The sequence below is a fragment of the Elioraea tepidiphila DSM 17972 genome, assembly GCF_000378465.1.
GTDB lineage: Bacteria > Pseudomonadota > Alphaproteobacteria > Acetobacterales > Acetobacteraceae > Elioraea > Elioraea tepidiphila.
This window is the reverse complement of record NZ_KB899925.1, coordinates 76,397-89,405: the sequence shown is the minus strand read 5'-3', so window position 1 is coordinate 89,405 and position 13,009 is coordinate 76,397. Positions and strand designations below refer to the sequence as shown.

The following is a 13,009-nucleotide window of genomic DNA, read 5'->3' as shown; positions in this document are numbered from 1 at the left end:
ACCGGATCGTGATGCCGATCGGCCACACCTGTGGCGCGCTTCACGCGCGTGTGGCTTGGCCATCGGCTGCGGCCCGCCGATTGTTCTCCGCCATGGCACGCCTGCTGTTCGTCGTCCTCGCCCTTGCCGTCGCCGTCTCCCCGCGCGTTGCCGACGCCAGCAGCGAGCGGGGCCCGGTCGTGCTGGAACTGTTCACGAGTCAGGGCTGCTCCGCCTGCCCGCCGGCCGACAAGCTGCTGGCCAAGCTCGCGCGCGACAACGGGATCATCGCCCTGTCGTTCCACGTGCCGTACTGGGACCACATGGGCTGGCGCGATCCGTTCGCCCTGCCGGTCTCGGTGCAGCGCCAGCGCGGCTATGCGCGGGCGATGAAGGAGCGCTCGGTCTATACGCCGCAGCTCGTCGTCCAGGGCAGTGCCCATGCCGTCGGCCACGACCGGCCCGCGATCGAACGGCTGATCGCAGCCGCCCCGCCCTCCGCGTCCATCACGATCGCGCTCGCCGCCCGCCAGCCGCCGACACTCCGGATCGAGATCCCCGACCTCGCGCTGCCCCAGGGCGGGGCGCAGCTCTGGGTCATCGCCTTCGCGCGCAGCGAGGTGCGCCAGGTGTTCGACGGCGAGAATGCCGGCCACACGCTGCACCACACCAATGTCGTGCGCTGGGCCGCGCCCATGGCCGCGATCGAGGCAGTGCCGGCGCAACTGACGGTCAGTGCCGCCGAGGCCGATGGGGCGGACGGCATCGCGCTGGTGCTGCAGCGTCCGCGCCAGGGGGCGATCATCGCCGCCGGACAGGTCGCGCTGCGCTGAGGTCGCCACTTCGCGGTTGCACCCGCCCGCCCTCTCTGTCCAGTCTGGCGCCATGCACGGGGCCGTCGAGTCTGCCCGCGTCCGGGCCGTGCTGGGCCCGACCAACACCGGCAAGACCCATCTCGCGATCGAGCGGATGCTCGCCCATGCCACGGGCGTGATCGGCTTCCCGCTGCGGCTGCTCGCGCGCGAGAACTACGACCGGATCGCCGCGCGCATGGGGCCGGCCCGCGTCGCCCTCGTCACGGGCGAGGAGAAGATCGTCCCGCCGGGCGCGCGCTGGTTCTGCTGCACGGTCGAGGCGATGCCGCTGGATCGCCCGTTCGCCTTCCTCGCGGTCGACGAGATCCAGCTCTGCGCCGATCCCGATCGCGGCCACGTCTTCACCGACCGGCTGCTGCACGCGCGCGGGCGCGCGGAGACCATGTTTCTCGGCGCCGAGACGATCCGCCCGCTGCTCCGCCGTCTCGTCCCCGAGGCCGAGATCGAGACCCGCCCGCGGCTCTCCGCCCTCGCCTATGCCGGGCATGCCAAGCTCTCGCGCCTGCCGCCGCGCTCGGCCATCGTCGCCTTCTCGGCGGCCGAGGTCTACGCGATCGCCGAGGCGCTGCGTCGCCGGCGCGGCGGCTGCGCGGTGGTGATGGGCCGGCTCAGCCCGCGCACCCGCAACGCCCAGGTCGCGATGTACCAGGCCAAGGAGGTGGATTTCCTGGTCGCGACCGATGCGATCGGCATGGGGCTGAACATGGACGTGAACCATGTCGCCTTCGCCGGCCTCGCCAAGTTCGACGGGCATCGCGCGCGCGGGCTCTATGCCACCGAGGTCGCGCAGATCGCCGGGCGGGCCGGGCGCGGCATGGCGGACGGCTCCTTCGGCACCACCGCCGAGGCGCCGGCCCTCGGCGCCGAGATTGTCGAGGCGGTCGAGGCGCACCGCTTCGACCCGCTCGATCACCTCGTCTGGCGCAACAGCCGCCTCGACTTCCAGAGCGTCGGCGCGCTGCTCGCGGCCCTCGACCGGCCGCCACCCGGCCCCGGCCTCGTGCGCGGGCCGGACGCCGCCGACCATCTCGCCCTCGCTAGCCTCGCGCGCGACCCGGATACCGCCGGGCGCGCCCGTGGCCGCGAGGCGGTGGCCCTGCTCTGGGATGCCTGTCAGGTGCCGGACTATCGGCGCCTCGGCGACGATTCCCACGCCCGCATCTGCGCTCGAATCTTCCGTTTCCTGCGCGAGGCCCCGCACCGCGTCGATCCCGGCTGGGTGAACCGCGAGCTCGACGTGCTCGACCGCACCGATGGCGAGCTCGACACGCTGATGGCGCGCATCGCCTCGGTGCGCACCTGGTCCTATATCGCCGGGCGGCCGGGCTGGCTCGCCGAACCGGCGCCGCTGATCGAGCGCTGCCGCGCGCTCGAGGATCGGATCTCGGACGCGCTGCACGAGACCCTCACCGCGCGCTTCGTCGATCGCCGTGCGGCGCACCTGATCCGCCGGCTCGATGCCGCGTCGGACGCGGAGCTTCTTTCGGCGGTGACGCGCGACGGCACGGTGGTGGTCGAGGGCCACGCGGTCGGGCGGGTGGACGGCTTCGTGTTCCACCCGGACCCCGAGGCCGAGGGCGTCGGCAAGCAGGCCGTGCTGCGCGCCGCGCGCCGGGCGATGGCGGCCGAGGTGCCGCGGCGGGTCGCGGCGCTGGAGGCTGACGAGGACACGGCCTTCGCGTTCACCGCCGCCGGCCGGATCGCCTGGCGCGGCGCGGAGGTGGCGCGGCTCAAGCCGGGCGCCTCGGCGCTGCGGCCGCTGGTCGAGGTGCCGGGGGGCGAGTTCCTCGACGGCGCGCAGCGCGAGCGCATCCGGGCACGCCTCGCCGCCTGGCTCGCGGCGCGGATCGCGGCAACGCTCGGGCCGCTGCTGGCACTCGGCCCGGCGGCCGCCGACCCGGCGCTGCGCGGGCTTGCGCATCTGCTGGAGGAGGGGCTGGGCGTGGTGCCGCGCGAGCAGGTCATCGCGACCGGGCTCGATCGCGGCCGGCTGAAGGCGCTCGGCGTGCGGCTCGGCCGGCATGCGGCATTCCTGCCCGCGCTGCTGCGCCCGGGCGCGACCGCGCTCAGGGCCCGGCTCTGGGCGGTCCGGCGCGGGGTCGTCCAGCCGCCGCTGCCGACGGCTGGCACCGTCGCGGTTCGGCCCGACGGGTCCTGGCCCGAGGGCTGGGTGGAGATGCTCGGGTTTCTGCGCCTCGGCCCGGTGGCGGTGCGGCTCGATGTCGCCGAGCGGGTCGGCGCCGAGCTCGCCCGCCTGACCCGCGCCGGCGCCCAGGCGCTGCCGTCCGGCCTGCCGAGCCGGCTCGGCTGCCGCGCGGGCGAACTGCCCGCCGTGCTGCGCGGCCTCGGCTTCGCGCTCCGCCCGGGCGAGGACGGGGCGATCATGGTACGCGCCCGCCGCCGCGCCCCCGCCGCACCGCCCGCCGAGTCGCGGGGCGGGGGCGACGGGCCGTTCGCCGCCCTTGCGTCCCTCCGCGCCAAGGCGTGAGCGCCGACGACCCGGAGGACGGAGCGCTCGGCTGGCAGCGGCTCGACCGCTGGCTCTGGTGCGCGCGCTTCATCAAGACCAGGGCGGCGGCCGCGCGGCTCGCCGAGCAGGGGCGCATCCGCATCAACCGCCAGCGCACCGAGAAGGCGCATGCGCGCGTCCGCCCGGGCGATGTGCTGACCTTCGGCATCGGCCCCTCGGTGCGCGTAGTGCGCGTGCTGGCGCTTGGCAATCGGCGCGGGCCCGCCGAGGAGGCGCGCCAGCTCTACGAGGACCTCGAACCGCCGCCGGGCTGACATGCTGCCGCACTCTTGCGCCGCAGCACGGTTTGCCCCAAGTGCAGCCGGCTGATCCTCGCTTGCCGAAGGTTCAATCTTCGGCAAGCGAGGATCGCGCGCGGGGCTGGTGGGGCGGCCGCGCGCGAACCAAACCCCCGATACCGGCTCGCCGAAGGTTTGACTCTCGGCGAGCCGGTATGACTGGAGCGCCGCATGACCTACGTCGTCACCGATGCCTGCATCCGCTGCAAGTACATGGACTGCGTCGAGGTCTGTCCGGTCGACTGTTTCTATGTCGGCGAGAACATGCTGGTGATCCACCCCGACGAGTGCATCGATTGCGGGGTGTGCGAACCCGAATGCCCGGCCGAGGCGATCCTGCCGGATACGGAGCAGCGTGCAGTGGCATGGGTGGAACACAACCGACAGTATGCGCAACTCTGGCCCAACATAACCCGAAAGGGCGAGCCCCCGGCTGATGCAGACGAGTGGAAGGGCAAGCCCGACAAGATGAGGCTGTTCAGTCCGGAGCCCGGAACGCCCTGAACAGATCGACCCCGCCATGCCCAGGCGGGGGCTGAAATCCGTCGCGATTGCTGCTATATTTCAAGTCTGGCCGTGAGGGCCGCCATCACCGTCCGTTGACCGCCTGTGCCGTCTGCGGCTGCCCGCCGCGGTGCAGGGGTTGTGTTTTCGGACCGGGGTGGCGCCCGCGGGGCTTCGAGCAGATTTCGGGCGATGGCCACGAAGACGACGGGAAGGACCAAAGTGACGGGGAAGGGTGCGACCGCCAAGCCTGCGGCGCGCAAGTCTGCGCGCCCGGCAACCAAGTCCGCGGCAAAGACGACGAAGCCGATGCCCAAGGCGGCCGCCAAGCCGCCCGTGAAAGCTGTCCCGAAGCCGGCGGCGAAGCCCGCTGCCAAGGCCTCTGCCAAGCCCGCGCCGAAGACATCGGCACCGGCCAAGCCTCCGGTGAAGGAGGCGAAGCCCGCCCCCGCGCCGAAGGTCGCGGCGGCGAAGCCGGCCCCTGCATCGACCGCCAAGCCCAAGCCAGCGGCTGCGGCGAAGCCCGCGCCGGCCACTCCGCCGCCAGCGCCGCCGGCACCGGCACCGGTCGTGGCGGCCGCCCCCGCTGTCGCTGCCGCGCCGGTCGCCGCGCCCGTGGCCGATCGGCCACTGCCGCCGAAGAAGCCGGTTCCCGCCAAGCCGCCGGTCGCCGCCAACGCCAATGCGGCTCCTGCCGGTGAGCCGCCGGCGGCGGCCCCGCAACCGGAATTCGCCGTCGGTGATCACGTGGTCTATCCGACCCACGGTGTCGGCCGCGTCACCGGCATCGTCACCGAGGAGATCGCCGGCCACCGGCTCCCCCTGATCGTGGTCGAGTTCGAGGAGAACCGGATGGTGCTCCGCGTGCCGGTCGCGAAGGCGAAGACGGCGGGGCTGCGCAAGCTCTCCTCGCGCAAGGCGATCGACCTGGCGCTCTCGACGCTGAAGGGCCGCGCGCGCGTGAAGCGCACGATGTGGAGCCGGCGCGCCCAGGAGTACGAGGCGAAGATCAACTCGGGCGATCCGATCGCGATCGCCGAGGTGGTGCGCGACCTGCACCGCAACGCCGGCCAGCCCGACCAGTCCTTCAGCGAGCGGCAGATCTACGAGCAGGCGATGGACCGCCTCGCCGCCGAGCTCGCCGCGATCGAGCAGGTGGACAAGCCGACCGCGGCCGCCAAGCTCGCCACCGTGCTGAAGGCGGCCTGACCGGGTTTCCTTGACAACCGGGGCGCGGTCGCGCGCCGGCGCAAGCCGGGGCATGATCGCGCCCGGATGACCCCGCCCGACGCCGCTCCCGCTCCGGACCGTTTCGCCAGGCTCGCGCCCGCCCGCCGCGTCTGGGCGGTCGCGGCCGTGCGCGGCGAGCGCGCCCGGCTCTCCGCCCTGCACGCCGCACTCGAGACGCGTGTCTGGCTCGGCGACCGGCTGGTCTATCTCGGCAACGTGCTCGGCGTGGGGCCCGATGTCGCGGGCACGCTCGACGAGATCCTGCTGTTCCGCCGCGCCGTGCTCGCGAGGCCCGGCTTCGAGCCCGAGGACGTGGTGCTGCTGCGCGGCGCGCAGGAGGAGATGCTGCATCGCCTGCTGCGGCTTCAATACGCGCCCGGGCCCGCGACCGCGGTCGAGGCGGTGCGCTGGATGGCCGATCACGGCATCGGCGCGACTCTCGCGGCCTATGGCGCGACCGTCGCCGAGGGGCTGCGCGCGGCCGGGCAGGGGGCGGTCGAGCGGGCGCGCTGGACCGCCGGGCTCATGGGATCGATCCGTGCCCGGCCGGGCCACGAGAACCTGCTGACGACGCTGAAGCGCGCCGCCTTCACCGTGCCGCACGACCTCGCCGGCGAGGCGCCCGGCGTGCTGTTTGTCGCCGCCGGGCTGAACCCGGACCGCCCCTTCGATGCCCAGGGCGACTCGTTCTGGTGGGACGATCCCGGTTTCGAGCGCGCCGCCTCAGGCGTCATCGGCGAGGACGGCGAGAGGCGCGGCTGGGGCGGCTTCGCGCGCCTCGTGCGCGGCTTCTGCCGGCGCGCCGACGGCCCCGTGGAGCACGGCTTCGGGGTGACGCTCGATGCCGGCTGTGGCCTGGGCGGGCGACTCGTCGCCGCCTGTTTCGCGCCGACCGGCGAGATCCTCGAGATGCTCGAAGCCTGAACCCAGTCCCGGCGCGGTGCCGGCAGGCGACTGTCATCGAACTGTCATATACTGCACCGGTTGAGGAGGATCGTGTCGCATGTCAGGGCAGATGCTGCTGCTGAACCTGCTCGGCGGTGTCGCCCTGCTGATCTGGGCGACCCGCATGGTGCGCACCGGCGTGCTGCGCGCCTTCGGCGAACGGCTGCGCGGGCTGATCGCGCGCGCCACGCGCAACCGCGTCGCGGCCTGCGCCGCCGGGGTCGCGACCGCCGCCACCTTGCAGAGCTCGACCGCGGCGGCGCTGCTGCTGACCTCCTTCGCCGAGCGCGGGCTGATCGCGCTCGCCCCCGCGCTCGCGGTGCTGCTCGGCGCCGATATCGGCTCGACGCTGGTGGTGCAGGCGATGTCGTTCGATCCGCGCCCGGTCATCCCTGCCCTGCTGCTGGCCGGCACGCTCGCCTTCATGATCTCGGAGAATGCGATCGTGAAGCAGCTCGGCCGGGTGGCGATCGGGCTCGGGCTGATGATCCTCGCCCTCGGGCTGATCGTGACGGCCTCGCAGCCGCTGCGCGACAACTGGCTGCTGATCGAGGTGCTGGCGCATCTCGGCGGCGAGCCTCTGCTCGCGCTCGCGATCGCGGCGATCCTGACCTGGCTGATGCACTCCTCGGTCGCGGCGGTGCTGCTGTTCATCTCGCTCGCCCTCGCCGGCGTGCTCGACGCGACACTCGCCTTCACCCTGGTGCTGGGGGCGAATATCGGCTCGGGATTCATTCCGCTCGGCGTGAACCTGCGCGCCCCGCCCGCGGTCAGGCGCATGCTGGTCGGCAACCTGATGTTCCGCACGCTGGGCGCGCTCGCCGCGCTCCCGTTCGTCCGTCACGCCGCGGCGCTGCTGGCGCTGGTCGATGCGGATGTCGCGCGCCAGACCGCGAACGCGCATACGCTGTTCAATCTCCTCCTTGCGGTCGCGTTCCTGCCGCTCACCGGACCGGCCGCGAGGCTGCTGCGGCAGGTGCTGCCCGACCCGCTGCCCGCGCCGGGGACGCAGCCGATCGGCCATCTCGACGAGGAGGCGCTCGATCGGCCGAACGTCGCGCTGTCCGCGGCCACGCGCGAGGTCATGCGGCTTGCCGACACGGTCGAGGTGATGCTGCGCGAGGCGATCCTGCCCTTCGAGCAGGCGCACGCGGCGCGGCGCGAGGCGATCAAGCGGCTCGATGCCGAGGTCGATCGGGCGCAGGAGGAGGTCAAGCTCTACCTGACGCGGCTGACGCGACGGCCGCTCACCGAGGAGCAGTCGCGCCAGGCCTTCGATTTGATCCTGTTCACCACCAATCTCGAGCATGTCGGCGACATCATCGACAAGACGCTGCTCGAGCTCGCGGCGAAGAAGCATCGGCTGCGCGTCTCGTTCTCGGAGGAGGGATGGAGCGAGATCAAGCGCCTCCATCAGCTCGCGGTCGAGCAGCTCCGCCTCGCGGTCGCGGTGTTCGTCACGCGCGATGCCGAGATGGCGCGCCAGCTCGTCGAGGCGAAGGAGCGGGTCCGGACGATCGAGCGCGAGGCGACCGAGAACCATCTGCGCCGGCTGCGGGAGGGCACGCTCGCCTCCATCGAGACCTCGTCGATGCATCTCGACATCCTGCGCGACCTCAAGCGGGTGGTGGCGCACCTGACCGCGGTCGCGCATCCGATCCTGGAGAGCAAGGGCGAGCTCAGGCCCTCGCGGCTGCGCGAGGCGGAGATCGGGAGCGCGGGCACCGAGCCGCGCCCGGCATGACAAAGGAAAGGGCCCGGGGATCGCTCCCCGGGCCCTCGATCGCTCAGCCTGCCGCGCGGGTTACTCGTTCCGCTGGCCGAAGAGCTGGAGCAGCATCATGAACAGGTTGATGAAGTTCAGGTAGAGCGCCAGCGCGTCCATCACGGTACGCTTGCCGGCGATCTCGGTGCCCTCGGCATAGGCATACTGGATGTAGTCGTTCTTGATCCGCTGGGTGTCCCACGCGGTGAGGCCGACGAACACCAGCACGCCGATCACGCTGATCGCGAACTGCAGCGCCGACGAGCCGAGGAACATGTTCACCACGCTCGCGATGATGATCCCGATCAGGCCCATGATCAGGAACGAGCCCATCTTCGAGAGATCGCGCTGGGTGGTGTAGCCCCAGATGCTCATCGCCGCGAAGGTGCCCGCGGTGATGAAGAACACGCGCGCGATGCTCTCGCCCGTGAACACCAGGAAGATGTTCGTCAGGCTGAGCCCCATCGCGCCGGCGAACAGCCAGAACAGGCCCTGCGCGGCCGTCTTCGACAGCTTGTTGATGCCGAAGCTCAGCACCAGGATGAAGGCGAGCGGGCTCAGCATCGCCACCCAGGCGAGGATGGTCGGCTGGCGCACGATGCCCGCCGGCGTCTGCACCGGGGCATAGAGCAGCGACAGCAGCGCCGGCGTGGTCGCGAACAGCAGCGCGATGATGCCGGTCAGCAGCAGGCCCGACGCCATGTAGTTGTAGACGCCGAGCAGGTACTTCCGAAGGCCGGTATCCAGCCGCGCGGCGTCCACGCCGGCGGACGGCACCGTCTGCGTTGCGCCATAGGCGCGGGTTTCCGGAGTCCAGGCCATGGTTTGAGACAACCTCCCGTGGGTTGGAGCCAGACGATGCGGAATATGGGCGGGCCGGGTCAGGAATCAAATGAAATCGGGAGCAGGGCGGCCTACTCGGCCCTGAGCAGCGGCGCCGGCTTGGCCCGCAGCGCCGCCGAGGTGCCGAGCCAGCCGAACGCGATGGTGAGCCCGATGCAGGCGAGGATCGTCACGCCGAGCGTGCCGGGCAGGAAGGCCCAGTCGGCGCGCATGACATAGGTGGTCACCGCCCAGGACGCGGCCGAGCCCACCGCCGCCGCCAGCAGGCCGGCGGCGGCGCCGAGGATGCCGAACTCCACCAGGTAGGCGGCGAGGATCTGCCGGCGAGTCGCGCCCAGCGTCTTCAGCACCACCGCGTCGCGGATGCGCTGCCGCCGCCCGGCCGCGATCGCCCCCGCCAGCACCAGCGCGCCCGACAGGAGCGTGATGCCCCCGGTCGAGGAGAGCGCATCGCCGATCCGGCCCAGCAACCGGTTCACCGAGTCGAGCGCGTCGCGCACCCGAATCGCCGAGACGTTCGGCAGGGCGTCGGTCACGGCGCGCATCAGTGCCGCCTCGGCCGAGGGCAGCGCGTGGACGGTGGCGATATGCGTATGCGGCGCCGCTTCCAGCATCCCGGGCGAGGCGATCAGGGTGAAGTTCAGCCCGAAGCTGCGCCAGTCGATCACGCGCAGGCTGGCGATGCGGAGATCGAGATCGCGGCCGAGCACGTTGATGGTCAGCCGGTCGCCGACGCCGATGCCCCAGCCATGGGCCAGCCGCGCATCGAACGAGACCAGCGGCTCGCCGCGATAGTCGGGCGCCCACCAGGACCCGGCCACCAGCCGCGTGCCCTCGGGCGGGGTCGCGGCATAGGTGAGCCCGCGATCGCCGCGCAGCGCCCAGGCCGTGTCCTCGCTCGCCTGCACCTGCTCGGCCGGCGTGCCGTTCACGGCGACGATGCGCGCGCGCAAGGAGGGCACGCGGGCGATCTCGCCCACGCCGGGGATGGCGCCCGCGATCGCGTCGAACCGCGCCACCTGGTCGTTCTGGATGTCGATGAAGAAGAACGCGGGTGCCCGCTCGGGCAGGCGCTCGCCCACCTGGCGCTGGAGGTTGCCCTGAATCATCGCCACCGAGGCGAGGGTCGAGAGTCCCAACCCCAACGAGACCAGCATCAGCGCGGCCGCCGAACCCGGCCGATGCAGATTGGCGAGGCCGAGCCGCAGCGCCGGCGGCAGGTGGCGCGGCGCGGCGGCGGCCGCACGCTTCACCGCCCAGCCGCCGAGCCGGAACAACAGCAGCGTGCCGGCGGCGGCGGCGCAGAACGCGGCGGCGAACTGCCGGTCCTGCGCCACCGCGACCACCAGCCCGACGAGTGCGGCGGCGAGCGCGACATTCGCCAGGATTACCCAGGCGCGCGGCCGCGCGCGCACCTGCGCGACGTCGTCGCGGAAGAGAGCGACGCCGGGAATCTCGCGGGCGCGCGCGAGCGGCCAGAGCGCGAAGGTCGCGGCCGTGAGCAGCCCGAACAGCGCGGCGAGCGCGAGCGGCGCCGGATAGAGCCCGAAGCGCGGCGGCACCGGCAGCACATCGGCGAGCAGGGCCGCGCCGAGCCACGGCGCGCCCGTGCCGACGACCAGCCCGATCGCGATCCCGAGGACCGCGATCGCGGCCAACTGGATCGCGTAGGTCGCGAACACGGTCGCGGCCGGGGCGCCGAGGCATTTCAGGGTCGCGATGGTGCGCCGGCGGCTCTCCAGCCAGGCACGCACGCCGTTCACCACGCCGATGCCGCCGACCAGCAGCGCGGTGAGCCCGACCAGGGTCAGGAACAGCGCGGTCTGCTCGACGAAGCGGATGACGCCGGGTGCCGCCTCGGCATAGCTGCGGACGCGCCAGCCGCCCTCGGGGAAGGTCGCGCGGAGGCTCGCGATGAAGGCGCGCGCCTCCTCGCCGTCGGACAGGCGCACGCGGTAGTCGAAGCGGACAAGGCTGCCGGGCTGGAGGAGGCCGGTCGCCTCCAGCGCGTCGAGGCTGATCATCGCGCGCGGGCCGAACACGGTCGGCCGCGCCACCCGGTCGGGCTCCTCGGCGATCGCGCCGGCGACCGCAAAGCTCGCATCGCCGACCCGCACGCGCTGGCCGGGTGTAAGCGCGAGCCGCTCCATCACCACCGGCTCGACCGCGACCCGCGGCACGCCGTCCCGCGCCGCGAGCGCGGCGGCGAAATCCGGGGCACCCTCGATCCGCGCCGTGCCGTAGAGCGGATAGGCTGGGCCGACCGCCTTCAGCTCGACCAGCATGCGGTCGCGCGCACCGTCCTCGACCACCAGCATCGAGCGCATCTCGACCACCTCGGCCACGCGCCCGCCGCGCGCGGCGATCCAGTCGAGCACATTCGCCGGGATCGGCCGGTTGCCGGTGGAGATCTCGAGATCGCCGCCGAGGATGCGCCGCCCGTCGGCACGCAGCCCCTCGTTGACCGCGCTCGCCAGCGTGCCGACGCCGGCGATCGCGGCGACCCCGAGGGCGAGGCAGGCGATGACGATGCGCAAGCCCCGCGTCCCGCCGCGCAGTTCCCTGAGCGCCAGCCGCCACGCGGTCGCGAGCACCGATCCCTGCCCGCCCTTGGCCGCGACGGCCGGGCGGGGCGGGGCGAGCGTGCCCTCCATCAGGCGGCCTCGGGCAGCGCCGGGCGGTCCGAGACCACGCGCCCGTCGGCGAGCGAGACAATCCGCCCGCAGCGATGCGCGAGATCGGGGTCATGCGTGATCAGCACCAGCGTGGTGCCGTGGCGCGCGCGCAGGCCGAACAGCAACTCGATCACCTGCGCGCCGGTGGCCTGGTCCAGGTTTCCGGTCGGCTCGTCGGCGAGGATGATCGCGGGCTCGGCGACGAAGGCGCGGGCGAGCGCCACGCGCTGCTGCTCGCCGCCCGAGAGCTGGGCGGGATAGTGGCGGATGCGGTGGCCGAGGCCCACACTCTCCAGTGCGGCGCGCGCGCGCCCGAAGGCGTCGCGCACGCCGGCGAATTCGAGCGGGATCGCGACATTCTCCTCCGCCGTCATGGTCGGCACGAGGTGGAAGGACTGGAACACGATGCCGACATGATCGCGCCGGAACCGCGCGAGCGCGTCCTCGTCCAGCGCGCCGAGATCGTGGCCGGCGACCCGCACCGTGCCGCCCGTCGGCCGGTCGAGCCCGCCGAGCAGCATCATCAGCGTCGATTTGCCCGAGCCCGAGGGGCCCACAACGCCGACCGCCTCGCCCCCGGCCACCGACAACGTGATGCCGCGGAGGATGTTGACCTCGCCCGCCTGCGACGCCACCGTGAACTCCAGGTTGCGCACGTCGATCAGGGCATCGCCGCCCGCCCGAGCGGGGTGAACCATGGCGTCCATGTCGGGAACATCCTCCAGAGAACACCAGGGATATGGCTCGGGCCTGCCGCGGCGCAAAGCATTGGCGCTCGTGGCCTGCGCCGTTCTCACGCCCATGTCAGGGCGGGCCGAGGCGCGCGAGGTGCGGATTCTCGCGCTCGGCGACAGCCTGACCGCGGGCTATGGGCTCGCGCGGTCGGAGGGCTTCGTCGCCCAGCTCGAAGCCGCGCTGCGGGCCAAGGGCATCCCGGCGCGCGTGCTGGACGGGGGTGTCTCGGGCGACACCAGCGCCGGCGGGCGGGCGCGACTCGACTGGGCGCTCGCCGACCGGCCGGATGTCGCGATCGTCGCGCTGGGGGGCAATGACGGGCTGCGGGCGATCCCGCCCGAGGCGACCTATGCGAATCTGGACGCGATCCTGCGCCGGCTCGCCGAGCGCAATGTGCCGGCGCTGCTCGCGGGCATGCTCGCGCCGCCCAATCTCGGCGCCGAGTACGGCGAGGCGTTCCGCGGCGCCTTCGAGCGGCTCGCGCGTGAACACGCGGTGGTATTCTATCCGTTCTTCCTGGATGGTGTCGCGGCCGAGCCCGCGCTCAACCAGCCGGACGGGATCCACCCGAACGCGCGCGGGGTTGCGGTGATGGTCGAGCGCATCCTGCCCGCGGTCGAGCGGCTGATCGAGAAGGCGAGGTCGTGACG

Annotated in this window: 12 protein-coding genes; 8 read left to right on the top strand and 4 right to left on the bottom strand. The window is 72.8% G+C overall.

Annotation, left to right across the window (positions count from 1 at the left end; genetic code table 11):
* Positions 1 to 92 precede the first annotated feature (92 nt).
* From F563_RS0113370 to fdxA, 4 genes are all read left to right on the top strand, one after another.
* Positions 93 to 812 (top strand): DUF1223 domain-containing protein, encoded by a 720-nt coding sequence (locus F563_RS0113370; protein WP_019015184.1) that lies wholly within the window; start codon positions 93 to 95, stop codon positions 810 to 812.
* Between the two features lie 52 nt (positions 813 to 864).
* Positions 865 to 3,342, top strand: a complete 2,478-nt coding sequence (locus F563_RS0113365) for a helicase-related protein (protein ID WP_026299571.1) — start codon at positions 865 to 867, stop codon at positions 3,340 to 3,342.
* Entirely contained in the window at positions 3,339 to 3,638 is a 300-nt protein-coding gene (locus F563_RS0113360; RefSeq protein WP_019015182.1) for an RNA-binding S4 domain-containing protein, read from the top strand. The genes F563_RS0113365 and F563_RS0113360 overlap by 4 nt, the downstream gene beginning before the upstream one ends.
* 195 nt (positions 3,639 to 3,833) lie before the next feature.
* On the top strand, positions 3,834 to 4,166 hold the full coding sequence (fdxA, locus tag F563_RS0113355) for a ferredoxin FdxA (RefSeq protein ID WP_019015181.1): 333 nt from the start codon (positions 3,834 to 3,836) through the stop codon (positions 4,164 to 4,166).
* A 53-nt stretch (positions 4,167 to 4,219) separates the two neighbouring features.
* On the opposite strand, the gene F563_RS25635 is transcribed toward fdxA, so the two are convergent.
* Positions 4,220 to 4,843, bottom strand: coding sequence for a hypothetical protein (locus tag F563_RS25635; protein WP_245557134.1), 624 nt, complete (start codon positions 4,841 to 4,843; stop codon positions 4,220 to 4,222).
* Between F563_RS25635 and F563_RS25630 the strand changes: the two genes are divergently transcribed.
* The 3 genes from F563_RS25630 to F563_RS0113335 all read left to right on the top strand — a co-directional run bounded on the left by F563_RS25630 (position 4,737) and on the right by F563_RS0113335 (position 8,085).
* Positions 4,737 to 5,375 (top strand): CarD family transcriptional regulator, encoded by a 639-nt coding sequence (locus F563_RS25630; protein ID WP_019015179.1) that lies wholly within the window; start codon positions 4,737 to 4,739, stop codon positions 5,373 to 5,375. The genes F563_RS25635 and F563_RS25630 overlap by 107 nt on opposite strands.
* A gap of 66 nt (positions 5,376 to 5,441) precedes the next feature.
* Entirely contained in the window at positions 5,442 to 6,320 is an 879-nt protein-coding gene (locus tag F563_RS0113340) for a hypothetical protein (RefSeq protein WP_019015178.1), read from the top strand.
* A gap of 79 nt (positions 6,321 to 6,399) precedes the next feature.
* Entirely contained in the window at positions 6,400 to 8,085 is a 1,686-nt protein-coding gene (locus F563_RS0113335) for a Na/Pi cotransporter family protein (protein WP_019015177.1), read from the top strand.
* Positions 8,086 to 8,145: 60 nt separating this feature from the next.
* Here F563_RS0113335 and F563_RS0113330 read toward each other — a convergent pair whose 3' ends face one another.
* From F563_RS0113330 to F563_RS0113320, 3 genes are all read right to left on the bottom strand, one after another.
* Positions 8,146 to 8,928, bottom strand: a complete 783-nt coding sequence (locus F563_RS0113330; protein WP_019015176.1) for a Bax inhibitor-1/YccA family protein — start codon at positions 8,926 to 8,928, stop codon at positions 8,146 to 8,148.
* A 92-nt stretch (positions 8,929 to 9,020) separates the two neighbouring features.
* Positions 9,021 to 11,603 carry an ABC transporter permease gene (locus F563_RS0113325; RefSeq protein ID WP_019015175.1) on the bottom strand — a complete coding sequence of 861 codons (2,583 nt, stop codon included), beginning with the start codon at positions 11,601 to 11,603 and terminating at the stop codon, positions 9,021 to 9,023.
* Positions 11,603 to 12,331 carry an ABC transporter ATP-binding protein gene (locus tag F563_RS0113320; protein ID WP_019015174.1) on the bottom strand — a complete coding sequence of 243 codons (729 nt, stop codon included), beginning with the start codon at positions 12,329 to 12,331 and terminating at the stop codon, positions 11,603 to 11,605. Before F563_RS0113320 ends, F563_RS0113325 begins: the two co-directional genes overlap by 1 nt.
* A gap of 94 nt (positions 12,332 to 12,425) precedes the next feature.
* Here F563_RS0113320 and F563_RS0113315 point away from each other — a divergent pair, with 94 nt between their 5' ends.
* Positions 12,426 to 13,007 carry an arylesterase gene (locus F563_RS0113315; protein WP_051089389.1) on the top strand — a complete coding sequence of 194 codons (582 nt, stop codon included), beginning with the start codon at positions 12,426 to 12,428 and terminating at the stop codon, positions 13,005 to 13,007.
* Positions 13,008 to 13,009: the final 2 nt, after the last annotated feature.